At 58.9% G+C, this 24996-nt stretch carries 15 protein-coding genes; 7 read left to right on the top strand and 8 right to left on the bottom strand.

Features of this window, described 5'->3' with window-relative positions:
• Positions 1-359: 359 nt before the first annotated feature.
• Positions 360-749: a TM2 domain-containing protein gene (locus tag NZK35_RS18025; RefSeq protein ID WP_407699803.1), complete on the bottom strand. Its 390-nt coding sequence runs from the start codon at positions 747-749 to the stop codon at positions 360-362.
• A gap of 219 nt (positions 750-968) precedes the next feature.
• On the opposite strand from NZK35_RS18025, the gene NZK35_RS18020 reads away from it, so the two are divergent.
• Positions 969-1442, top strand: coding sequence for a hypothetical protein (locus NZK35_RS18020; protein ID WP_259633928.1), 474 nt, complete (start codon positions 969-971; stop codon positions 1440-1442).
• Positions 1443-1667: 225 nt separating this feature from the next.
• Here NZK35_RS18020 and NZK35_RS18015 read toward each other — a convergent pair whose 3' ends face one another.
• The 3 genes from NZK35_RS18015 to NZK35_RS18005 all read right to left on the bottom strand — a co-directional run bounded on the left by NZK35_RS18015 (position 1668) and on the right by NZK35_RS18005 (position 8379).
• The gene (locus NZK35_RS18015) at positions 1668-3200 is read right to left on the bottom strand and encodes a hypothetical protein (RefSeq protein ID WP_259633927.1); all 1533 of its coding nucleotides are present in this window, start codon (positions 3198-3200) and stop codon (positions 1668-1670) included.
• A 105-nt stretch (positions 3201-3305) separates the two neighbouring features.
• Positions 3306-3515, bottom strand: a complete 210-nt coding sequence (locus NZK35_RS18010; RefSeq protein ID WP_259633926.1) for a hypothetical protein — start codon at positions 3513-3515, stop codon at positions 3306-3308.
• A gap of 154 nt (positions 3516-3669) precedes the next feature.
• Positions 3670-8379 carry a PVC-type heme-binding CxxCH protein gene (locus NZK35_RS18005; protein WP_259633925.1) on the bottom strand — a complete coding sequence of 1570 codons (4710 nt, stop codon included), beginning with the start codon at positions 8377-8379 and terminating at the stop codon, positions 3670-3672.
• 618 nt (positions 8380-8997) lie between these two features.
• On the opposite strand from NZK35_RS18005, the gene NZK35_RS18000 reads away from it, so the two are divergent.
• Positions 8998-10488, top strand: a complete 1491-nt coding sequence (locus NZK35_RS18000; RefSeq protein ID WP_259633924.1) for an SLC13 family permease — start codon at positions 8998-9000, stop codon at positions 10486-10488.
• Between the two features lie 344 nt (positions 10489-10832).
• Here the strand turns inward: NZK35_RS18000 and NZK35_RS17995 are convergent, their stop codons facing one another.
• The 3 genes from NZK35_RS17995 to NZK35_RS17985 form a co-directional block, all read right to left on the bottom strand.
• Positions 10833-11687, bottom strand: a complete 855-nt coding sequence (locus NZK35_RS17995; RefSeq protein WP_259633923.1) for an alpha/beta hydrolase — start codon at positions 11685-11687, stop codon at positions 10833-10835.
• 101 nt (positions 11688-11788) lie between these two features.
• Positions 11789-12769 (bottom strand): hypothetical protein, encoded by a 981-nt coding sequence (locus NZK35_RS17990; protein ID WP_259633922.1) that lies wholly within the window; start codon positions 12767-12769, stop codon positions 11789-11791.
• A 3-nt stretch (positions 12770-12772) separates the two neighbouring features.
• On the bottom strand, positions 12773-13315 hold the full coding sequence (locus NZK35_RS17985) for a hypothetical protein (protein WP_259633921.1): 543 nt from the start codon (positions 13313-13315) through the stop codon (positions 12773-12775).
• 212 nt (positions 13316-13527) lie between these two features.
• On the opposite strand from NZK35_RS17985, the gene NZK35_RS17980 reads away from it, so the two are divergent.
• The 5 genes from NZK35_RS17980 (at position 13528) to NZK35_RS17960 (ending at position 22952) form a co-directional block, all read left to right on the top strand.
• Positions 13528-15513, top strand: coding sequence for a DUF1549 and DUF1553 domain-containing protein (locus NZK35_RS17980; RefSeq protein ID WP_259633920.1), 1986 nt, complete (start codon positions 13528-13530; stop codon positions 15511-15513).
• A 32-nt stretch (positions 15514-15545) separates the two neighbouring features.
• Positions 15546-16844 carry a DUF1501 domain-containing protein gene (locus NZK35_RS17975; RefSeq protein WP_259633919.1) on the top strand — a complete coding sequence of 433 codons (1299 nt, stop codon included), beginning with the start codon at positions 15546-15548 and terminating at the stop codon, positions 16842-16844.
• Between the two features lie 121 nt (positions 16845-16965).
• Positions 16966-17283 (top strand): WYL domain-containing protein, encoded by a 318-nt coding sequence (locus NZK35_RS17970; protein ID WP_259633918.1) that lies wholly within the window; start codon positions 16966-16968, stop codon positions 17281-17283.
• Between the two features lie 312 nt (positions 17284-17595).
• Positions 17596-18333, top strand: a complete 738-nt coding sequence (mnmD, locus tag NZK35_RS17965; RefSeq protein WP_259633917.1) for a tRNA (5-methylaminomethyl-2-thiouridine)(34)-methyltransferase MnmD — start codon at positions 17596-17598, stop codon at positions 18331-18333.
• 59 nt (positions 18334-18392) lie between these two features.
• Positions 18393-22952 carry a PVC-type heme-binding CxxCH protein gene (locus NZK35_RS17960; RefSeq protein WP_259633916.1) on the top strand — a complete coding sequence of 1520 codons (4560 nt, stop codon included), beginning with the start codon at positions 18393-18395 and terminating at the stop codon, positions 22950-22952.
• A 280-nt stretch (positions 22953-23232) separates the two neighbouring features.
• On the opposite strand, the gene NZK35_RS17955 is transcribed toward NZK35_RS17960, so the two are convergent.
• Positions 23233-24657, bottom strand: a complete 1425-nt coding sequence (locus tag NZK35_RS17955) for a hypothetical protein (RefSeq protein ID WP_259633915.1) — start codon at positions 24655-24657, stop codon at positions 23233-23235.
• Positions 24658-24996 lie beyond the last annotated feature (339 nt).

Below are 24996 nucleotides of genomic sequence, written 5' to 3'. Positions count from 1 at the left end.
CATCAAGTCAAGAAGTAACCCTCCCGTGAGGAGGTCGTGCAGTTTTTAAAGTCACCCTCCTGGCAGGAGGGTCGAGCGAAGCGAGGGGAGGTCGAACGGTCAATCGCGGTGTTCACTTCGCCGGCCAGGGTTGCGTCCCGAGCAGCAACAAAAACCCTCTCCTCGCTACGCTCGACTCTCCCAGGGGGAGAGTGACGAAAACCCCTTGTGATCCACGACTTAAAAACTGCACGACCTCTGAGCGGGAGGGTCGAGCGCAGCGAGGGGAGGGCTTTCCGCGGCCCCGCACCCACCGATGCCAACAACGATGCCAAAGCACCCTCCCGGCGTCGTCGCGATCTCCTCCGCGACCCGCTCCCCTACTCCCACGCATTCAATTCATCGATCTGCTCGTTCAGGGTCAGCAGGTCATAGACGAACCCGACACCCAGCAAGCCTCCGGTCAGCAGGTACAGCACACCGGTGAAGATCTTGCCCATGTACAAGCGGTGCACGCCGAACAGACCCAGAAAGGTGTGCAGCACCCAGCAAAGCGTGTAATCGATCCGTCCCCTGCGGTACCGCCGTGACGCGTCTTCGGCCATCGACGGGATCAAGAACAGGTCCACAATCCAGCCGATCAAAAACACGCCGCCGGTGAAAAACCAAAGCACCCCCGTGATCGGTCGGCCGAAGTAGAATCGGTGGGCACCAAAGATGCCGAGAATCCAGTAGAGGTACCCGATCAGCACCGGATGGGTCGGCGTCATTTCATAGGCCACGGCGTGGCGGGGGGTTCCGTAAGTCTCAGTAGCAGCGTGCATGGCTCGGCAATGCGGTGGAAAGGACGATGGTGTGACAGCGGGAGGTCTTTTTGGCACGACACTCGCCGCCGTTGCTGTGATTCGCAAATCCTGTTCCAGTCTTGGCATCGGCTGGAACCGTTTCACTCAACTTTCTGTTCCTCCAATGGCAAGGAATCCAACATCATGCCTGCGACACTCGAAGACGCGATCGCATTGGCCGCAAAACACTTCGCCGGAATCACCGACAAGTCGGGCCAGCCTTACATCTTGCATTGCATCCGCGTGATGATGGGCGTCGACTCGCTGGAGGCTAAAATGGTTGGCGTGATGCATGATTTGGTCGAAGACACACCAGTCACCCTGGACGATCTGCGATCACACGGGTTCAGCGATCGGGTGGTCCAAGGCGTCGATCTGATGACCCACCGCAGCGAAACGTCGTACCAGGACTACGTGATTCGGTTGCGAGAAAACGAACTCGCCCGGCAAGTCAAATTGTCTGATTTGCGCGACAACCTGTCTCTGGACCGCGTGTTGCTCCGCGGTGAACGCTTCCAACGAGACCTCTCGCGGGTGGGCAAGTACGTGGCAACCTATCGCTTCCTGACCGGTGAAATCGACGAAGCTGCCTATCGCGGGATCATGCAGCGGTTGTAGGGCTGAGTGGATCATGTGAAAGATCCCAAGCAGGAGAAGCTTTAACAAGATTCGCTACCTGAAATTGGTCTGGGGCGGAAGCTGAGTGCCGCTAACAAAAGAACACCCCGCCGACGTCAAATTCGATGGCATCGGCCGGGTAGCCACCGGTGCAAGGGGGCTGGAACGCCAAGGCCTGAAGGGATTCAGAAGTGCCACACATCTCTGAAATCTCAAACGATCCCCTTACCCGACCGCGGATCGAATGCGATCGACCAGTCCGTTATCTCGATCACGGCTTCCAGGCAACAGATAGGTCGACGCGGCCAGATAGCTGTTGCGGAAATTCGGCGAGACCGCATAGAAATCTTCCAGCACGGCTGAACTGAATTTGTAATCGTGGGAATCGTTGCCTTTGAGGAACACCAATTGGCGGGCGGTGTGAATCATTTGTTCGGCCTGACCGCCGGCTGCCAGAAACGCCATCGCGCCACGTGATGCTTCCTCGCGATTGTCGTTGATCAGTTCAAAGATCTTGGTCACCGAGGTTGCCTGCTCGGGAGCTTCCACGTGTTGCAACTGATCGATGCTTTGAGTCGCCACCTTCCCACGCGACTGCATCGACGATCGGAAGTGGGGAATGAACGCGGCGTTCTGCAACAGCAGCCGGAGCCGGGTCTTCGGATCTCGGGCCGTCCGATAGGCGTATTGCATGGCGTTGGTGGTCGTCGACGAATGCAGCGAAATGATGCCGGGTTGCTGCATCAGCATCTCACCGGCCGAAAGGAACAACGCATCGGCGATCGACTGGGGATGGATGCCGGACTGAATCAGCTTGGCCGTTTCCCGCACCGCCTGTTCGGGCGTGGCATCACGCAAGGTTTGCAAATGGGCCAGCGAGGCCGACGAATCCAGTTTGCCGCTGTTCCATTGATCATCGAAGCCGTCGACCAATGAATCGGTCACCCGCCACGCCGCGTCGGGGGCCAAGTCGCTGCTCGCCGGATTGGGCTCTCCGTGGTGATTCAACAACGCGTAGGTCAGCGAACGCAACACGGGTTCGGCATACCGCCAGCCGATGCATTGCAAGGTGCGAAAGCTGTTGGCCACGAAGATGGCTTTGTGGCCGATGCTGCGAAAATCGCGGCATCCGTAGTGGGCCATCAATTCAAACACCTCGTTCGCGCCGGCGGATCGGACGAATCCCGCGACCGCGGCGTCGGCCGCATCGACATCCCAGTTGTCCATCGCATCGACAAACGCTTGACGCGCCTGATGCGGTGCCGGGACGGACGATTCGTTCACCGCTGACATTGTCCAATTTCCTTCCTGGACATCGCGGGCTTGGGACGATTTAAAGTAATCGAGTGCCCAGAAAATCGGCAACCAACGATCTTGATCGGGCGACGCGAGGCTGGCCAGGTGGGCCGAGTTGACGACCAGCACGGCGTGGAACTTAAAACCCACACTCGGCCTTGGTTCGACGTTGCGGACGCCGGCCAGCAGCAACGCCGTCAACACTTCACGATACGAGGTGCCGCTGCGGACCTTGTCGGCAAACACTTCCACGACCCGATTGCGCGGCGTCTCTTCGAGCAATCGCACCAAGGGTTCAATGTCGTCGCTGAAACGAACGGATTGTTGGCCAAGTGTCGCCTCGGCCGCGCTGACACGCGGCAAATGGTTGATGATGTCAAGCTCGCTCAATGCCAACGCGGCGGTTGCCCCGCCACACACGCCCAAGAAGCTTCGCCGAGGGGTGCCTGCTGTTCGATTCATCGTTTTGCTCCGCAATTGCCTAAAACCTCAAAAAGAGTCCGCCTACTCACCATCGTAACCGATTGAATCCCTCACATCAGATGCGTCTGCTCGGTGGCGATCGAATCACTCATCCGGGTCGACATCCTGACGCGATTCCCAGCGGCCGATTCGCTGTTCCAGCCGATACAGCAGCGGAAAGGTGATCCGGAACAACCATGCTGCAACCAGAACGCCCAAGACCGCGATGTACGCAAATTCACCGACGAAGTAAGACGACGTGAAATAGACCGCGATTAGCCCGATCGTACCGAAGATTTTTGTGGGATGATTCAACAGAGTTTCCTCAGGCGTCAGAGATTGGTGTCTACACCTCTCCAGTCACCCTCCCTGGCAGGGAGAGGCGAGCGCAGCGGGGGGAGGGTCGAACGGTGAATCGACGGTTTCACCTCGCGCGGTGAGCTGGCGATGCCGCATACTGGTCGGCGATCTAATGCGTCAACGACAATAGGTACGCCAACAGATCTCTGGTTTGCCCCTCGTCCAGCGTTTCATGAAAGTTGGCGGGCATCGGAGAGGTGGCAACCGTTTTTTGCCTGACGATCTCGTCGACGGCCACGTTGATTTCTTTGCCGGTCTGATCGACGATCACCAACTGTGTTCCATCGGTCCGTTTGATCAGCCCGCTATAAACTTGCCCGTCTTCGGTCAGCACCACGCTGGCGCGGAAGGCGGCGTCGATGTTTCGATTGGGCGTCAGCACGTCTTCGATCAACCGATCCAAACCGCGGTTGCCGACGCCATCCAGGTTCGGTCCGACCGCGACTCCCTTGCCCGCGACCTGATGGCAGACGGCGCACTGTTTGGCGAACAACTGGCCTCCGGCGATCGCGTCACCGCCGCCGACCAAATACGCGGCTTTGCGTGTGTTCATCGCAGCGATCAAGGTTTGATCTTCGGTCGGCAAATCGTTTGTCAACTCGGAGATCCGTTGCGATTGTTCCTGCGTCGCCAGACTATCCAGTTTGCCGCGGACCGCAGGCGCGACAAGCAAACGCGGTGACGCCTGGCCGGCTTCGACGAGCATCAACAGCGTTTCCACGCCGGCTTGGTCCGACGAGAGCTTTCCGGCAATCCGCAATTGTTCCGCCGCGGTTGCCAGTTTGGTCACCTTGCCAAGTGTCTCGGCCACCGTGTCGTCCTTGGGACTCAACAAAACGTTGGCGAGTTCGCCGCGCAGGATGCGGTGAATGCCGTTGATCGAGAGCGACTCGGCAATGGCAGATCGTTGCGACGTGGGATCGAAGGCGACCAACGCGGCGGCGAATTCCGCTGCCAACGCACCGCTGGCATCCGGATCCGCAACAAGCTGTTTCGCCACGCCGGCGAGTTCGCCGATGCGGAACTCTCCGATCAGCCGTGCCGCCCGGGTGAAACGTGCCGCTTCGTTGCTCGGGTTCAAACCATCGACCGAAAACCGTCCGACGGCCATCCATGCGTAAGCCCCGGCCGTATCACCATCGACCAACTCGACGAACACCTCGCGTCCGGCCGCGTCGGCGGATTTCCAAGTGATCTTATGTGCGGTGTCGTTCCGCGGAGGACTCCAGCTTTGCAGGACCGCTTGAGTGGCGGCGTCCCGCAATCGCACCAAGTTCAATTGCTGAATCGGTTTGTCGGGGAAACCGTCGTGACCGGCCAAATAGAACGAGAATTCCTCTGGCAACCGAAACGAGTCACTGCGATAGATCCCTGTTTTGGATTCCCCGGTCGGAAAGCTGCTGTGCAATTTCGATGCTTGCTCGCCGTCGGCCGAATTGCGTTTGGTCGACGGCACCCACGGATTGCCATGGTCGGGGGTCCCGGGGTAGGGGAAATAGGTCCAACCGATTTGCCTGGGACGTTCGGGCAGAGCATCGCCGTCGCCTGGAATGCCCAGGTACGATCGAGCCAAACGGGTCGCCCAAGCGACCACGACCGGTGGAGACGCGATGCCGCGCTGGCGAAGTCCCGTCTGGATCGAACGCAGCAGATCCTCCTGGAAGTCCGGGTCCTCTGCGAAGCGTGTTTGCGCCATTTGCGAGATGGTGCCCAGGTGTTCCGGCGACGCATAACGCGCGGCGAATGACAGATACGTCGAAAGTTGGTCGGGCGCCAAGCCTTGCAGTTCGGTCACATGAGCCGCCAGGAACTCGCCGGCAAAGTCGGTCTTGATGCCCAGACACAAATCGATCACAGCGTTGACGTCGCGGGCCGGCAGCGACGCCGTGAAGGTACGAAAGCGTTCGGCGTCACGTAAGTGGTCGCGCAACGTCATGCGAATCGCATGCCTCAAGTGTGGATCCGACGCCGGCGTCTGATGCAGCGTTTCCATCAGTTCCTTCGTCAACTGCAGCGACGGGAACATCGCCGCGGCCTGCGCCGCACGACGCCGAACCATTGCATCGGAATCGTGGAGTCCGGCGGCTAACCATTCCTGCAACGACTCGCCCGCGTCGCCGCTGGCACCGATGATCTGCATCGCATGCGAACGCACCCGGGCGTTTTCGTCCTGTGCAGCGGCTTGAATCTCGCCATCGGTGATCGCTGCCAAGCGGTGCAACACCCACAGCAAGTGAACCTTGGCGTCGGGGGTCTCACAATGCGCTAACGCTTGACGAACAGGTTCGATCGCCTCTGCACCGAACTGATCAGCCAGTTGATCCGATGCGATCGACCGCCGCGTCAGATTCGCCGATTCCAGTTGCTCGATCGCGCGAGAAATTTGGGAAAAGTCATCGCGTTTGGGCGGATCCATCGACGCGACGGCAGGCACATCGCGACGTGTCCTTGCATCATCGTCATAGACGATTCGCCAGATGCGTCCTCGCTGGCGATCACGTCCGGGGTGATCGAGTCCGACTTCATAGTGGCCGATGATGCGGTTGTAGAAATCGGCAACATACAAAGCACCATCGGGGCCGGTCTGCAAATCAACTGGGCGAAACCAGGGATCCCCGGAGATCATGAAATCGGATTCTTCTCGAGCCGAAACGGTTGATCCGGCATGGTGAATCGAATTACGGTTGACCCGACTGGTCATCACGTTGCCGCCAAAGGCGTTGCCGTGAAAGACGGGCGGAAACGCATCGTCGTGATACAACGCAATCCCGCCGATGGCCGTGCTGCCGTGCAGATGCTCCATCACGTTGGGGACAAATCCGAGTCCGTCGTGGGGCTTGCCGAAACCCTCGTACACGCCGCCCCGCATCAGCAACGTGATGGGTTTGGTGTGGCAATCGGCGGTGAACAAATCGCCGTTCGGGTCGATCGCCATCCCGAACGGATTGACCTGGCCGTCGGTAAAGTGCTCGATTCGCGAGCCGTCGGTTCGAATGCGAAAGGTGTTGCCCGAATGCATCGTGACGTTGTGACCATCCTTGCCGGCCACCGAAGACTGGTTGTTGAATCCGTGACAGGCATACAGCCAGCCGTCGAGTCCACGGGTGAATCCGTTGCACATGCCGTGCGTGTCACGCGAGTAGTCGAATGGGCCGTACAAGATTTCGCGCGTGTCGCATTTGTCATCACCATCGGTGTCACGCAACAACCAGATGTTCGGGATGCTGTAGCAAATCACGCCGTCACGATAGGGATACAATCCGATCGGGATATTCAGTCCGTCGGCGAAGGTGGTGATTTTGTCGGCGCGACCATCGGCATCGGTGTCTTCCAGGATCTTGATCGTGTCGCGTCCTTCGCCATCGGCAGCGGGAAACGGGTACTCGACACTGCTGCTGACCCACAGTCGGCCTCTGGTGTCAAACGCCATGTTCATCGGTTTGGCAATCTCAGGTTCGGCCGCGACGAGTTGGACTTTGAACCCCGCCGGCAGGACGAAGGTTTGTTGCTCCTGTTCCGGTGTTAGCGGTTCCGTCGTCCTGACCGCGTTTTTAAACTCGTCACTGCCCACCCGATGCGGCGCGGTCGTCGACGGCGTCGGTGGCGATTCGGCGGTGCCGCGATTGAGTAGCACGTAGGTGCCCAGCTTGTTACCGACAATCACATCGACGTGACCGTTGCGATCGATGTCCGCGGTTGTTAGTTGAGTCCCAACGCCGACGCGTACGTCAATCAAATGGGGATGAAAGTCGACGCCGTAATCGGACCGCGCGGTTCGCAGCCAATACAGCACCGGCAATTCGCTGGCACCCGGGTCGTTCCCGCCATGCGCCCAGAATCGTTTGCCCGTCACGATGTCCAGGACGCCGTCGCCGTCGATGTCCGTCAAGGCAACCGCGTGCATCTGCGAGATCGCCAGACCGTACGGATTGTCGGACGGCCGGCTTCCCAGGATTGGGTGTTCGACAAACAGGAAGTCGTCGCCCGAGCCGCGTCGTTCGAACCAACTCAGTCCATAACCATGTGCGTTTTGGACGGACAGGACGTCGTTGTCGCCGTCGCCATCAAAGTCATAGGCGAACATTTGCGAACCGCCCGAGGCGGCAAATTTCACCGGGTGAAACGTGAAGGGAGCGCCCGCCGTTTCGGTTTGTTGCCACCAGCCATCTTTCTCCAAAAGGTCGGGGCGTCCGTCGCCGTCCACATCGCCGACACCCAGTCCGTGCGTGAATCGCCCATAGCCCCGATTGTCGCTGACCGCGGTGAAGTGCCAAGGCAGCGTCGGATCGGCGTTGTCTGGTTCGGCGTAACCGTAGCGACCCTGGTGAATGCAAACCAGTTCGTCGATTCCATCACCGTCGATGTCCGCAAACGTCGGCGACTCGTTGTCCACACTCGGCAATGCGACATGGCTGGTCCAAACATCCGAACCGCCCCCGTCACCGGGATTTTCGTACCACACTCCCGCCGTCCCGGGCATCGGGATCGAAAAAATGTCGATCTGTCCGTCGCCGTTGAAATCACGCGCAAAGGAGAAGAAGTGATCGGAGTAGCCTTTGATCGAATAATCCTTGACCACCGCATAAGCATGACGCGTGCGGAATTCGGGGCCTTCGTACCAGTATGGCCCCGACACGATGTCATGATGTCCGTCACGATTGAAGTCGGCGGCGTCGGCACCCTCGCTGTGAAAGGACTCGCTGAGGACGAGTTTCTGGAACCGCGGCGAAGGCGTCTCGGCGGCGAGCGGTGGCGGCACCAACGCGGCGACAAAGGAAACCAGTATCGTGAACGAGAGCAATTCGCAAGAACGTTTCATCGGGAGATCGGGCGGGGGCTGAATCGTGGGAGGGAGTGGAAAGGCGGGCTCACTTTCCGCGGCCACTAGGATAACCGATGTCGCGAGCGGTAGGCTCGATTTCACCCTCGTTGCCCGGTGCCGCCCGGGACTGAGCAAAATCGTTTCGTTTCTACCCGCACCGGGCGACAGCCTATCCGTCCCATCATTCTGCCCCGAGTCATGCTGCCATCCCTCCCCAGATTCCCACCAACTCGTAAGGGCTCGGTGGAGAGGTAGGAAAATTTTGGGGGTAGGAAGATTGGCTCAGTGGAATCACTTGCCGATGGTCAGTCGCGTGATTGTGTTTCCGGTCCGGGGCCACGAGTGTGTCTTGACGGCCGTGATCTGATAAAGTGTCCGATCCGTCAAAAGGCACGCCTCTGGAAAGATCGTTGCCGTTGGAGATCCGCTTAGGCGCGGCGGGCAAACACGATGGCAGCGGGCAGCTAGGAAGATGTCGACGGCAGGTAAACGAGTCGTGGAACAGATTTCCGATTGACCATCGGCGTGCTCCAAACAATTTTCCTACCTCCAAAATCTTCTTACCCCCCGGTCCATCCGCGGCCGTAGCGTTCACCGGCGAGACAACCCCACTCCATGACCTTTTCAGCCAAGCTTGTCGGACGAATCGCCGGGCCCGTTCTGTTCTTTTTGATTCTGCTGTTCTTTCATCCGCAGGGATTGAGCCCGGAAGCCAACGCGGTACTCGCCGCGACGACCTGGATCGCGGTCTGGTGGGTGACCGAAGCGATCCCGATTGCTGCGACGGCGCTGCTGCCCATCGTGCTGTTTTCACTGACCGGGGCGGTCCAGTTGCAGGCCACCACGTCGCAGTACGGCCACCGTTACATCTTTCTCTACATTGGCGGATTCCTCATCGCGATCGCGATCGAAAAGTGGGATCTACACCGGCGGATCGCACTCAATATCATCAAGTTGATCGGCACGAACATTACCAGCATCATTTTGGGGTTCATGGTCGCCACGGCGGGGTTGTCGATGTGGATTTCCAATACCGCGACCTCCGTGATGATGTTGCCGATCGGAATGGCGATCGTAGCCCAGTTGCGTGACAACCCGCAAACCGACGCCAGCGAAAACCAGATTTTTGGCAAGGCATTGATGCTGGCAATCGCGTACAGCGCTTCGATCGGCGGCATCGCGACCCTGATCGGAACGCCGCCCAATCTGGTGCTGGCCGGCGTGGTGCAAGAAATTTACGGGGTGGAAATCAGCTTTTTGCAGTGGTTCAAGTTTGGGCTGCCGATCTCCCTGATCTTGCTCGCGCTCTGCTGGGTCTATCTGACACGTTTTGCCTTTCACTTCCGCCACAAAACCTTCCCCGGCGGACGTCAGGAAATTCAAAAGCAACTCGACGCGTTAAAGACGTTTTCACTCGAAGAAAAACTTCTGCTCACCGTGTTTTCGATCACCGCGTTGGCGTGGATCAGCCGCTCGTTTATTCAAAACCAACTGAGACTCTTTCCGCTGCTCGATGACACGATCATTGCGATGACCGGCGGGCTGTGTCTGTTCTTGATTCCCAGTCGCAAGGTGGACGCCGAGGGAAAACGAGAACCATTGCTGGTGTGGGAAGACACCAAACAGTTGCCCTGGGGCATTGTCTTGCTGTTTGGTGGTGGGATGGCGCTCGCCGAAGGGTTCACGTCGAGCGGCTTAGCGGTTTGGATCGGTTCACAAACGACGCTGTTGGAATCGGTGTCGATGCTGTTGCTCGTGCTGATCCTGGTCGCGTCGGTCAACTTTCTGACCGAAATCACATCGAACCTGGCGACGACGTCGATGCTGTTGCCGATCCTGGCGTCGATGGCGGTTTCGATGAACGTGCACCCGTTTTTGTTGATGGTCGGCGCGACGGTGGCCGCGTCGTGTGCCTTCATGCTGCCGGTCGCAACGCCGCCCAATGCGGTCGTGTTCGGATCGGGTTACCTGAGGATTCCCGACATGGTGCGTGCCGGCATTTGGATGAACGTGATTTCGATCTTGCTGTTAACGGTCTTTGTCTACTGGATCTTGCCGGTGGTCTGGGGCATTGAGATCGATGAGTTCCCCGACAAGTGGCGTTAGCAAGCAACCGGAGATCGATGTCGCGTTTTATGACACTTCTCGCTAATCGCGACTGACACCGATTGCGGGAACTCAGGTTCGCTCGGCAGGTTCAGAGACGTCCCTGCAACCGATCGGCGTCGTTCGTCGCGTTGAAATGGGCGGGAAGGTTGGTCAAAAAATTGGTTGGTCAAAATATGAGAAAAGAGAAACAGCACACGAGTACATCTGCCTTCCTCCGGCGGAACTCTTCATTCTTTGACCACCAAATTTTTGACCCTTTGCACGTCGTCTAACGGGCGTATTGGATCAAATGTGGTGGCGTTCAGCCAGAAGTGTCCATTTGATGGGGAAGCCTGTCCCATTTATTGACCGCTCTGCAGTTGTGCGTGAAACCACTCCCTCAGTGCCTTTCTTTCCGGGACGTCGTACAACACCCAAGTATCTGTGTGACCCCATTCGCTCAGCCGTTGAAACGTAAAATTGCCGTCGGGCATCACGTCCATCAAATAACCGCGAGTGGCATCGACAGAGTTTTCATGGCTAATGAATTGCGGTCGATCACCAAGTCGACGCAACCGCTCCGTCGCCGACGCTCGATCGCTGACGGGGTACGGCCATTGTTTGACGCCATCGTAGTGGCTGTGACAGAAGAAGCCTCGCCACAGCGACGCGATCTGATCGTCATGCAGACCGATGAAGTTGCAGGCGATTGCTCCGCGTGAAAAACCGGCGATGAAAACGTTGTTCGCGTCGCCGCCGTAGTCACCACAGATGCTCGCGACGATGTCCCTGCAGTAATCGACGGTCGCGTCGACATCGCCCCACCACGTTTCCTGATTCCGCATTTCTGTCTTGTTCACGTACGGCATGCAGACCCAGATGACACCCTTGCCGCCGGTGATTCCGTATCCGAGGTTGCTGCCTTCGACCGTTCCGGGGCTGGTCCGGTATTTATTACCGGCGTATTCGACGATCACCGGATAAGCCTGGCCCGGCTTCCAATCCGTCGGCAGATAGAGCAGGTGATAAACGTTCGAACCCGAATACTCCGGATGAACTTGTTTGACACGTTTTCCCGCCGCCGGTGTACCTTCGCTGACCGGCGGCGTCCGCAGGTCGGGCGTTCGATCGAACGACTGGGCGTCACCTGACCGCGGCCCGATCCCCAACACACAACCGAACACCAACATCAGCAACGCCAGGAATTTTCGACTCATGTTTCTGCCATCTTGTAATCGCTCGTACGATTTTCCTGAAAAAGGTGTCCGACACCTTTTTGGTAGAATAGGCAAGAAGCCCTGGGGAGGTGTCGGACGCGTTATCGGATCAGGCCGCGGTAGGGCATCGGGCCGACGGCGTCGGATTGGTAGCTGGCGGGGACTTGATAGTGGGTCGGTGCGACCATGGCCGCATTGGCCGGCGAAAGGGTGGTCAGGTCGATCGCGTTGGCGGCACCTTGTGGCATCACGAACAAGTTCGGGTCGCCGCTCAAAATCTGATTGACCGCATAGATGCCCACGTCAATCCGCATCGACAAGGGCTCACCCACCCGGGGCGTCAGTGAAAACTCAACGGTGTGCGGCAGCGAGCAATTGTGGTCGACATAGAACTGATGATTTGAGGCGTGACTTTCCGCGATCGGTGGGCCTCCCGCGGGGGCGTACAGGAATTGATCGGTGACATGCCCCGCGGCGGCGTCGACGTAGCAAACACGTTGGAACGTTCCGGCGGGCATCGGCAGTGCACTGCGGATCTGGAGCTTTCCGTCAGGCCGCATGACCGGGCCTTGGAGGACTTGGGCGGGATCGATTTGCACCAAACCGAGCGCGTCGGTGACCCAGGTCGGATCGACCGGCAACACGGCGCGATCGAGTTGTTGGCGGTATTGATCGTGTCGGGCGAAGTACAACAACCGCCCCAGGCCCTCGGGGACTTCGAACCAAAACAGTGAGTTGTTGCTGCCCATGTCCAACCCGGACCCCATCACAATCGGCAGACTGGCCTTGAGACGGAAGTCGCGTTCTTTGCGCAAGTTGATCGTTGCCGACAGTTTCGGCAGTGCGGGCATACTGAGCACATCGACCGACGCGGTGTTGGTGGACAGTTCTCGGATCGCCGAAGTGCGATTGACCGCCGCGGTGACGAGTTCCAGGGTCGGCGTTTGCGGCAGCACCGGTGGCGGGGGTGGCAATTGCAGCGTCGCCTCGCGTCGGGCGCACGTCGCCCCGCCGGAGACGAAGCAGACGCCGAACAGCAGCAGCCAAGTGAGGGCACGCATCCTTGCGTCAATCAATCTCATCGATCATTCCTGTTGAATTTCGCTCGCTTCGCAATACAACAACTCGCTTAGCGATTCACTCAGCGATTCCGCTTCGCTCTTGGCAATCTGGCACTCCGCCACGTCGATCGTCGAACCGTCATCGACGACTTCCAGGTGCATGATCTTGGGGCCGGGCGTTTCCGAATCGGGCGTGCCGGGATCGTTTGCGGTGAGCGGTGGGCCGGTGGTGACGCGGACAAATCGTCGACGAAGCAGAATCAGCGCCAACAGGTACCGCGTCTTCGCCTGTTCGGGCAGATCTTCCATCTGACGTAGCAAACCGATCAGCACGGCGCGCGGGGCAAGCACCAGTTTTTTTTCTCCGGCGACCGGCATCCGGCACTTCCAATGCCCGAGGCTGCCGTCCGGGGGGCCTTCCCAGCCCTCGGCGCTGTAGTCGCGGCGCTCGTAGTCATCGTCGTCGTTCTGCAGCACGACGCTGTAGTACCACTCGCCTTCTTTCAGCGGTCGCTTTTCGCGGTAGCACTGGCGGCTACATCGGCCAACTTTAATTTCTCCCAACATGTCACCGGTTGTAGCACAGCGGGGGGAGCGCTCGAAAGATACGTTTCTTTGCGACCCTGCGACCCTCCTGCTGGGCCATTGGTGTCGACACATGTCGCAAGCAATCCGTTGGGGATTCGTCCTGCCTTGAGCTAAAATGGGGTACAAATCGTCCCTTTGGCCCGTTCAAGGGTGACGGATTTCTCTTCAAGAAACGGCTAGGTCTGGCTTTCATGCATTCGCGATTCTCGATGTTCTCCACAGTGATTCGACGGCCGGTGATTCGACGGTCGATTTCGTTGCTGGTTCTGGTGTTCGCGGTTTCCAGCCTTTGGCCTGTGCTGGCAACGGCCCAGAAACCGAAACCGAAGAAGAAACCCGCCCCCCCGAAGATCCGGCTTCCCGAAAGCGTGCGGACGCGACCGTCGCATCTGATGGACGTCGCGCCTGCGTCACGTGAGCGAAGGACGGAACTGGAACTGGCCGCCGCAGAGTTGGACTCGCTCATCGAAGGCAAACTGACCGAGTTGGGACAGTCTCCCAATCCCTACGTCGAAGACGACGTTTTCTTGCGGCGGATTTACTTGGACGTCGCGGGGCGAATTCCGACGCTCGCCGAAGCCCAAGCCTTTCTGGATTCCAACGACCCCGACAAACGTATCGAGCTGATCGACACCTTGCTCAGCAGCCCCGACTACGTCAGCCACACCTACAATTTTTGGGCCGACACGCTTCGGCTGAGAGAGCGTCCACAGCCCAACATCGTTGCCGAGCCGTTTCTGGCGTATGTCAAAGACGCGATCCGCACGAACAAGCCGTACGACGAGTGGGTCTATGAGATGCTGACCGCCGACGGCAAGGTCTGGGAAAATCCCGCGACCGGTTTCCAGCTGCGTGACGACGGCATGCCCTTGCCGTACATCGACAACACCGTCCGGGTCTTTTTGGGCACCCAAATCGGTTGTGCCCAGTGTCATGATCATCCGTTCGACCAGTGGACCCAGTACCAATTCTATGAACTGGCGGCGTTGACGGCCGGAACGCGGACTCGCATCAAAAAGGGCGATCCGGGTTACGAGAAAACGAACCCCGCCAACGCGATGATCAGCGAAGCTCGGAAGCACTATGACAAGGGGCGCGTGCCCGGCGCGTTCCAACGGATGATCCGCGCGAACAGCTACAGCGTTTCGGAAGTCAAGGCGACGCTGCGATTGCCCCACGACTATGCCTACGCCGACGCCAAGCCGAAATCGGTCATCGAGCCGGCTGTTTTGTGGGGCGAGATTCCTTCCCAAGCAAAGAATGCTTCGCCACGCCATCAGTTCGCCGCTTGGTTGACCAGCCCGGACAACCAACAATTTCAAAACATGATCGTCAACCGCCTGTGGCAACGCTTCATGGGCGTCGGGTTCGTCGAACCGATCGATGATTTCCGCGACGAACATCCCTGTGTCAACGAACCGGCGATGGAATTCCTGGGCAAGGAACTGGTGCGATCGGGATTTGACCTGAAGGATTTGATTCGCATCATCCTTTACTCCCGCACCTACCAAAGTGTTGCCTCGGACTACGACTTGACCAGCGGCGAGCCTTACTACTTTCCCGGTCCGACGATTCGCCGCATGACGGCCGAACAGGTTTGGGATTCGATGTTGACCTTGGCGGTCCGTAATCCGATGCCGTTTCAACGACCCGGTGCCGAAGAACTGAAACCGTACCTGGACGTCGATTTTACGAGCCTGACCTTTGAACAAGCCAAAGCCCAATCGGAGCGGTTTGCGAAGACGTATTTCCTGTCGGCGTACAATCGTGAATTGAACAAACACGCCTACCAGGGCAACATTCTGTGCCGGGCCAGCGAGTTGCCGGCGCCGCAGCGTGCCGACCATTTTTTGCGTCAGTTCGGTCAAAGCGATCGAGAAACGATTGACGGGGCAGAGAAAGAAGCGACGGTGCCCCAGATTCTGGCCATGTTCAACGGCCCGATCACCCACGTGATGCTCGAACGCGGCTCGGCGATCGTCGACGACGTCTTGGCGATCGATAGCACGCGCGATCGCATCGATGCGATCTTCATGAGCGTTTTGGCGCGACGGCCCTCATCGAAAGACCGACTATTGGCCGCCAAGGAACTGTCGCGGACGCCCAACGACAACGTCGGCTATGGCAACATCATCTGGGCGTTACTCAACACACGCGAATTCTTGTTCGTTCAATAAACTGTCACCTGCCTGTAAACAAAGCGATCGCTATGCCTCTCCCAGAAACGACCAACGCGTGCCGCCGGGACTTCATGCGGAAGGTGGCCAACCAGTGCCTCGGCGTCTCTTTCGGCGGCGCCGTCGGATCCGGCGCGATGGCTTCGCTCGGCGAAGCCAAGGCGGCCGATACCGCGGCGGGAAAAGCGAAGCACATCATCTATCTGTTCATGGAAGGTGCGATGACGCACCTGGACACGTTCGATCCAAAAACGGGCGTCCCCGAAGCCGGCGAAACCAAGCCGATTCAGACCCGCGTTCCCGGCATCGCCTACGGCGATCGCTTTCCCAAACTCGCGTACCTGGCCGGCGCGATCGCCGTCGTTCGATCGCTGAGCACCGAGACGGGGGCCCATGAGAAAGGCCAGTACTTGATGCGGACCAGCTACAAGAAGATCAACAGCATCCAACACCCGGCGATGGGCGGTTGGATGGTGGCTGAACAGGGGCGACTCAATCGCGAGCTGCCGGGCAACTACGTGATCGGAGGGGCCAACCGGCATCCCGGTGCGGGATTCTTGGAACCGTCGCTGTCACCGGTCCCCGTCGCCAGCCCTAGCGCGGGCATTCAAAACATTAAACTGCCCAAGTACCTGCCGGACGAATTGTTCGCCAGGCGGTTGATGTTGGCCGAACGGTTCGACACCAATTTCCAAACGTCTCATCGCGGCAACACCAAAATCGAAGCCTACAACCAGCTGTACCATGAAGCCCGTAATCTGATGGGCAGCGATCACTTGAAAGTGTTCGATATCAAGCAAGAACCCCAAGCCGTTCGCGACGCCTATGGCAACAACACGCTGGGGCAAGGCTGTCTGCTGGCGCGCCGGTTGGTCCAAGGCGGTGCACGGTTCGTCGAAGTCTCCTACGGGGGCTGGGACATGCACCAGGACATCTACTCGCGGCTGAACGATCGAGCCGGACAGTTGGACACCGCCCTGGGAATCCTGCTGAAAGATTTGCACCGTACCGGTTTGCTGGATGAAACGTTGGTCGTGCTGACGACCGAGTTCGGACGCAAGCCGTCGATCAACGTCAACGGAGGGCGTGATCACCACCCCGGCGCGTTTTGTTCGCTGTTGATGGGGGCCGGCATCAAGGGTGGCCAGGTCTACGGGGCGAGCGACAAAAAAGGATTTTCGGTCGACAAGGACCACGTCTCGGTCAGCGATTTCAACAAGACGATCGCCGCGGCGGCGGGTTTACCGCTGCAGAAAGAGCAATTCGCCCCGAACGGACGCCCTTTCAAGATCGGTGGCAACGGCGATCCGATCGCGGCGTTGTTGGCGTGACCGAATGTGTCCGGCGCCCCCTGATACTTCTTTCGCACGCAGACAACTGCCCGCGACGGACGATTCGGCCGACCCAAAATGCCGTGTCCGGTTTGCATACCAACCTTCAGGGGGACAAGCCATGAAAAACGTACTACGACGCGCCATGTTCGATTCGGAAACCTTTGTCATCGAAATGGTCTATTCCGATTCCAAAGGAAACCGCACCCGACGAATCGTCAGCCCGATTCGTTTTGTCGGGACCGATCGCTTCTTGGCGCTGTGCCTTTGCCGCGAAGAACCCCGTCAGTTCTACTTGTCGCGGTGTGAGGATGTGCGGCTGATCCCGGCCGCCGAAGTCATCATGCCGATGCCGATGCAGACGATCGAACCGGCAACGCCCGTTCCCGCGGTCCCCGCCACAGCCGTTTGCGACGCTGGCGTCGCCTGCCTAGCCTAGGACGCGACGCGAGCGGAAAAGGGGGCAGGTTCGAAACACCAAATGGCACTCCAGCAATTTCGCCGGGCTAATCATCCAAAAGAATACCCACGGATGGCAGCGCGAACCCACGGATTTTCTGCACCCTGTCATCCGTGGGTTCGCGCTGCCATCCGTGGGCCCAGTGATCGTCTCTTCGTTCCGCAAGCTACAGCATGACCCCGTTTTCGCTCGCAGCCAAAGTGGCGTAAGCTTCCAGCGTGCAAGTGCCTTGCAATTCTAGTTGACAAGCAGGATGCTTACCCCACTTTTTACTCACAGCCTTCTCCCCGCATGCCGATTCCTGTTCGCGAAACGTATCCCACCGACCGCGAGGACTTGATCGTCCAGGTGACCGACGACGGCAGCTTGACGCTGGTGCGTGCCGGCAGCGACGACGCCTTTCACAGCGGGTGCGGCGCGGCGTCGGAAACCCGGCACGTTTACCTACGCAATAGCGGTGTGTCGGAGCGACTGGGGCTTCGAAAGCCGACGCGGGTGCTGGAGATCGGCCTGGGAACGTCGATGGCGATGTTGATGACGCTCGACGCCGCGGTCGCCCAAGACGCGGTGCTGGATTATGTCGCCATCGAAACCGACTGGATCAGTGCGGCGACACTGCAATACCTAAAGCCTCGCGGTTGGACCTCGCGGCCCGGGCTGGTGGATACCTATTTGCACTTTCGCCGCTCTCTTCCAGAGAAGGTTCCGCCGGGAACGTACCGTTGGCGGTTCGATGGACGTCGTAACGTGACAATCGAAGTTGCCGATGTTCGCCAGTGGAGGCACGAAGCCGAGCACCCCTTCGATGCGATTTACTACGATCCGTTTTGCTGCGAGAGCGCACCGGAACTTTGGACGAGCGACTGTTTTCGATCGATGCGACGCGTGATCAGTGACACCGGCAAACTGACCACCTACAGTTGCAGTCGCCCCGTTCGTGACGCTCTGGAGCAAGCCGGATGGCAGGTCGAGCGCGTACCGGGGCCGGTCGGAGGAAAACGCGAAGTGATCGTCGCGTCGCCGGTCTAGCTGCTAAACTCTCTGCGTGTTGCTTGGTCCACACCATTGCCAGAGAACGGTCATTCACGATGCCACGCCTGCGACTGCGAAACCTGCCCGTCATCCTGCTGCTCGTTTCAGCACTCTCGCCGCTGCGGTCGGTCGCGGGTGATCGCCCGAATGTCGTGCTGATCATGACCGACAATCATGGCGCATGGACACTTGGCTGTTATGGCAATCGCGACATTCGCACGCCGAACATTGACCGTCTGGCATCCGAAGGCACATTGTTTACCCGGGCGTTCGCGTCCAATCCCGTTTGCTCGCCGACCCGTGCAACGTTCTTGACCGGATTGTTGCCCTCGCAACACGGCGTGCATTGCTTCCTCGGCGGCGGGCGTCTGCAAGTCGGTCCCGATGCCCGCTGCACGCTCGATCAAGTGACCTCGCTGCCGGAAGTGTTACGCGATTCGGGGTATGCCTGCGGATTGGTCGGCAAGTGGCACCTCGGTGACAACCTTCGTCCCCAAGAGGGTTTCGACGATTACTGGATCACGATGCCCCATGGCGGCACGAGTACGTTTTACGATGCGCAAATCATCGAAGACGGAAAGATCCGCAAGGAGCCCGAATACCTGACCGATTTCTGGACCAAGCACGCAGTTCATTTCATCGAGTCTCAGTCGCAGCAGGACGATCCGTTCTTTCTGTTCCTCTCCTACAACGGCCCTTATTCCCTGAGCCGATTGCTGCTTCGCGAAGGTCGCAATCGTCACGCGGAATATTATGCCGACAAGGACCTGTCGTCGTTCCCGCGCGAACCGACGCATCCTTGGCAATTCAGCAACCGTGACTACCACAACAACCCGGTTTCGATCCGACGTGTTGCGACAGAAGTCAGCGGTGTCGATGACGGCGTCGGCACGGTTATGGAGACGCTGAAACGCTGTGGAATCGATGACAACACGATCGTGGTCTTTGTCGCCGACCAAGGTTGGGTCGGTGGCCATGGCGGCTTTTTCGGGATGGGCGACCACACGCGGCCCGTCACCGCCCGCGACGGCATGATGCAAATTCCGATGATCTGGCGTCATCCGGGCGGGATTCGATCCAATGTCAAAACCGATCGGATGGTCACCAACTACGACTTCATGCCCACGCTGCTGAAGTATCTGAATTTGGCGGACAAAATGCCGTCCAACCCGCCATCACCCGGAAACGATTTCAGCGCCGACCTGACCGGCCAGTCGGATGGGGTGGGGCCTGAAAAACCGGTCTTCTACGAGTTCGAAGGCCTACGTTGCATCCGCACCGAACGTTGGAAATACATTCACCGTCATCCCAACGGACCCCACGAGCTCTACGACCTGGAATCGGATCCCGACGAGTTCAATAACTTGGTCGACGACACGACGTATCGTGCAACAGCCGCCAAGTTAAAAAGGCAGCTCGATGCGTTCTATGATCGTCACGCCGTAGACCGATACGACATGTGGAACGGCGGCGGTTCGCAAACGCGACTCTTCGTCGGGATCGATGAAGAACTCGCGCAGTCCGAACCGATTCCGCCACCGCCACTGCCGACAGCGTTCCAACCGGCTGAGATCCAAGTGCCCGAAGGGTTTTCGGCGGAACTCGTCGCCGGGCCTCCCTTGGTCACGCATCCCACGATGGGATGTCTCGACGACCGGGGGCGACTGTTTATTTGCAACAACGCCGGGGTGAACCTGAGTGCGCAAGAGCTGGAGGAACAGTTGCCCAATTCCATCCGCATGCTCGAAGACCGCGATGGCGACGGACACTTTGATCGGTCAACGGTGTTCGCCGACCAGATGACGTACCCGATGGGCGGCGTCTGGCACGATGGAGCGTTGTACGTTGCTTCGCCGCCCAACATTTGGCGACTGGAAGACACCGACGATGATGGTGTCGCTGATCGCCGTGAAAAGATCGTGACAAAATTTGGCTATACCGGAAACGCCGCCAGCATCCACGGATGCTTCTTCGGACCCGACGGGCGTTTGTACTGGTGCGACGGTTATCACGGCCACGAATTCAAAGACGAAGACGGCAACATCACCAGCAAACGCGACGGTTCGTATTTGTTTTCCTGTCGCACCGATGGATCGGACGTTCGCATTCACTGCGGCGGTGGCATGGACAATCCGGTCGAAGTCGACTTTACCGAGGAAGGCGATGTGATCGGGAGCGTCAACATCCTCTACAACCGTCCACGCGTCGACGCGCTGGTGCATTGGCTCCATGGCGGTGCCTACCCCCACCGAGAGCGTGTGTTGGAGGAATTGAAAGTTACCGGCGATTTACTCGGTCCGGTCCATCGATTCGGTCACGTCGCCGTCTCGGGGATCACCCGTTACCGCAGCGGCGTCATCGATCATCGATGGCGTGATCAGTTCCTTGCGACCTTTTTCAATTCCGGCAAAGTGGTTCGCGTGCAACTGCAACGCAGCGGATCGACATTCGAAGCGACTCAGCAAGAGTTGCTGGCGGGGACGAGTGACGATTTCCATCCCACCGATGTGATCGAAGACGCCGATGGCAGCTTGCTGGTCGTCGACACCGGCGGATGGTTTTATCGCGGTTGCCCGACATCTCAAATGTCAAAGCCCGATGTCCTGGGAGGTATCTACCGCGTTCGTCGCGATGGCATGACGACGCAGGTCGATCCCTGGGGAAAGCGGATCGATTGGCAATCTTTGTCTGACAGCGATTTGATCAGGCATCTCAATGACACCCGTCACCGGGTGCGTGAGCGGGCGATCAGCGAAGGTGCGCGGCGCGGCGAGCGGATCGTGCCGGCATTGGCGCGATCGATGAAAAGCGACATCCGAGTCCGCCAAAACGCACTCTGGGCATTGACGCGAATCGTCGGTGACGATGGCTCGCTGAGCGCCGCGCGGGCGGCGATCCGCGTTGCCCTGAACGACCGCGATCCGAGCGTCCGTCAAATCGCGTGCCGATCGATCGCCACCTACCCCGACGCCGACGCGGTCGCTGAATTGATCCAGCGGTTGACCAGCGATGTGCAGCCGGTTCGCCGTGAAGCCGCCAAAGCGCTCGGCCGCATCGGGCATGCCGATGCCACGGCCGCATTGATCTCCGCGTTGGCTGAAGGTCGGCAATTGGATCGATCACTCGAGCACGCCATCACCTACGCACTGATCGAAATCAATGATCTCCAAGCCTTGCAGAGCGGATTGAGTCATGCATCACCGCGCGTGCGGCGCGTTTGTCTAGTGGTGCTGAATCAAACCGATGGCGTTGTGATCCCGTCTGACACGGTCGCCGAGATGCTCGATACCGACCAGACCGATCTGCAACGGACGGCAGCCGCCATCCTGTCACAGCGGGCGCGGGCGGCAAAACTCGACGAGCATCCACACGCGGGACTGGCCGGAACCGCAACGCTCGTCGCAGAACGCCTGCGTCGCTGGTTGGCGGAGTCGGATGCGGTGGCGTCCCGCTCGTCGTTGATCGTCGAACTCGCGTCCGCCTTCGCGGCGACCGAGCCGGTGGCCGAGGAGATCGGGCGCGGGCTCGGCGATGCGGAACTTCTGCACACTCGCGAGTTGCTGTTGACTGCGATCGGCCAAAGCGACAATCCGAGTCTTCATCCGAGCTGGAAGGAACCGTTGACCCACGCGTTGCAATCCGACCAGACGGATGTCGCGCGACTTGCCATCGCTGCCGTGACAACCATCCAAACCAATGCCTTCGATGAGACGTTGGTTGCGATCAGTCGTGACGAAACGCAATCGGGGCTCAAACGCGCCGGCGCCTTGGCGGCGATGGAAAACAACGCGGCATCATTGAGCGGCGATCGGCTGGCGATTTTATTGAAATTGCTGAGCGGCGGTGCGCCCACCGAAGCGAGCCAGGCGGCGCAGATGATCTCGACGTCTCGGCTTCGTTCGGATCAGTTGCAGACGCTGGCTCCCTTCCTGTCGACTGCCGGCCCAGCCGCACTGCGTGACCTGATCCGGCCCTACGGCCGCACGCTCCAAGTCGACGTCGCCGAAGCCTTCTTGGATGCTCTCGAAACGGCCCGAAGTTTCGATCGTCTGCCCGCCACCGAAGTCTCCGACGTGATCAAGCGATTTCCCACTGAATTATTGCCTCGCGCAAACGCGTTGCTCGATCGGCTGAAATCGCTTGATGATCAACGGATTCAAAAACTGGATCGATTGATTCCGCTGGTGCGAGACGCCGATCCCGAGCGTGGTCGAGCAGTGTTCGCTTCCGAAAAATCGAAATGTGCCACGTGCCATCGCGTTGGAGCAGTTGGCGGGGCGATTGGTCCCGATCTGACCACGATCGGAGCCAACCGGTCGGTGCATGATCTGATGGAGTCGATTGTTTTTCCGTCGGCAAGCATCGTGCGGCAATATGAATCGCACACGGTTTTGACCGATTCGGGTCAGGTCTATTCCGGTGTGATCACTCGCGAGACGGCCGACTCGATTCACTTGCAGCAGCAATCAGGCGATCCGATCGTGATCGGGCGCGACACGATCGAGGAACTATCACCGAGCACGGTTTCGATCATGCCCCAAGGGTTGGAAACAACGCTCAGCGAACAAGAACTCGCCGATCTGGTGGCGTGGTTGAGGGATCTGGGGAGGTTGTAACGGGAGGGCGCAAGCGGGCAGTTGGTTTAGTGAGTGAGCCGCGACGCGTATGCGGCCGGGCATCCAGACGCCCGCCCGAGGCCTTACGGCCAGCGGCTCACCGTTGGCTCGACCAATCCCACTCAATCGACAGCCCGCGAACTCTCCGGCTTGCGCGTTTTTGCCAACACACCGGAGGGCTCGCGCCCTGCCGCTAACACGTCGTAAAACGCAGGATAGAAATCGTTCACGGCGTAGGGCTCTGGCCTGGGAACGCGAGGCGGGTGCCTCGTCACGGGTTTTACTCCAACTTTGCCAAATCGGCGCGCGTGTCTTCGTACGTCGCGTTGAACACCAACGCCCGTGGATCGGGATCTTTGCCCCAGATCTGGCAGGCTTTTGCGTAAACCTCAGGCCACCAATTGTGATGCTGCGTCAGGCCTTGGTCGCGGTACGACTTCCAATGGCTGAGCACCTTCGACCAACAATCGTCACCATAGTCGAGGGCCTCTTTGAGCGTTGTGTACCTCGGCACGTACCAGCGGCGACCGATTTGGGCGTGCAGGACTTCATCGGCCCAATCGAAATCTTGGAACAGGGCGGACAGCGGATCACCGCTTTCGTTGGCGACCTCCCATTCGTAGCGTTTTCCGTTGCGCGGCATCAGGTTCTGTTCGATGAAAAACAAGACTCCGTGGCGTTGGCGGGCGTCGAGTTGCAGATTCAGATTGCGCGACCAGGTAAAATTAATCGGGATGGTTCGCCAATCGATGCCCAACGCCACAAAGCCGACTTCGCCCATCATCGCATGACGGGCTTCATCCCACAGTTGACGTGACATCTCCATGTGAAATTCCCAGGGTTCGTCGTCGCGCAGTTCCACCAGGATGCTGGCCATCATTTCCGGCACATCGATTTCGCGAAGTCGTTTGTAGTACATCATCAGCGTCTTGTCTTGCGCCGAGAACTGTTCGTCGTACAAGAAGACTTCCGGGTTGACGCCGGCGTTGTAGGGGTCACGAAAGCGATCGTCGCGGCGTGGTTCCTTGTCGTACTGGTAGGGTTGGGCGCTGTGCCACGGCGCGGGAACCGATTCTTCGGTGGCTTCGACGCCGTCGAGTTGACCTGCGGCTTGCAGACACTGTTTCAAGTGTCCGATCCAGGGTTCGCGATCGGCTTGTGTCGTATCGTTGTCCAAACAGCGGAGTGCTTCGGTACCGAAGGTGACAACGTCTTGGAGTTCAAACGCGATCAGTTTGGCGACGCGAACGGTCGGCGCGTCGGCCAGCGGATGCGCGTCGGTTTGCAATCGCCGGCAAGACGCGAGAACCGCCGGCAAGACGACGCCATAGATGCCGGCGAGCAAATCAGGCGTCGACGGCGCCGCGATCACCTCGTCCATCAAACGCTCGAGCGCCGGGTCGGGAATCGCGTCCAGTCCCAGCGGCGGTTCCCGCATCTCACCGACGCGGCGACGGATCAACGACACCTGTTCGGCGCACAGGTAGGCGTGGTAGCTGAACGCCGTCTTCAATTCGTAGATCGGCTCCGCGGCGATCTTGGCGGTCAACGTCTCATGCAAACGCTTCAGGACATAGTGAAGCCGTTTGAGCCGTTGCAAGCTTTGGTCCAGATCCCATGTGCCATCGACCGCACGCGCCATCGAGCAAAGTCCGGCCAGCGGCGGGATGCCACGATAGGATTCGTAGTCGCCATGATCACGCATTGTTTTTTCTCCCTCAGGTTCTACGACTCTCTCTCCGCTTCGCTAAAGTGTAAACTGGATGTAGAAAAGGGGGCAGATACCAAAAACCAAGTGGCCCAAAGGGTGCTTCGCATTTTTGGTACCTGACCCCTTTTCCGCCGACAAACGCAACCCCAACATGAAAGGTGGTTGGAGCACTAGAATACGATCTCCGTCACGATCGCACGCGCGATCGTCCAATCCGGAGCAAACGATGTCGAAAATGAAAACGGTGATCGTCACCTTGGACGATGAACATGTCGCCAAGATCCGACAAGTCGCGGCGCAGTGCAAAGCGGCGGGGATGGTGGTCGGGGAGTC

This window comes from Stieleria sedimenti, from assembly GCF_025060895.1.
GTDB lineage: Bacteria > Planctomycetota > Planctomycetia > Pirellulales > Pirellulaceae > Stieleria > Stieleria sedimenti.
This window is presented reverse-complemented; position numbering and strand designations above follow the sequence as displayed.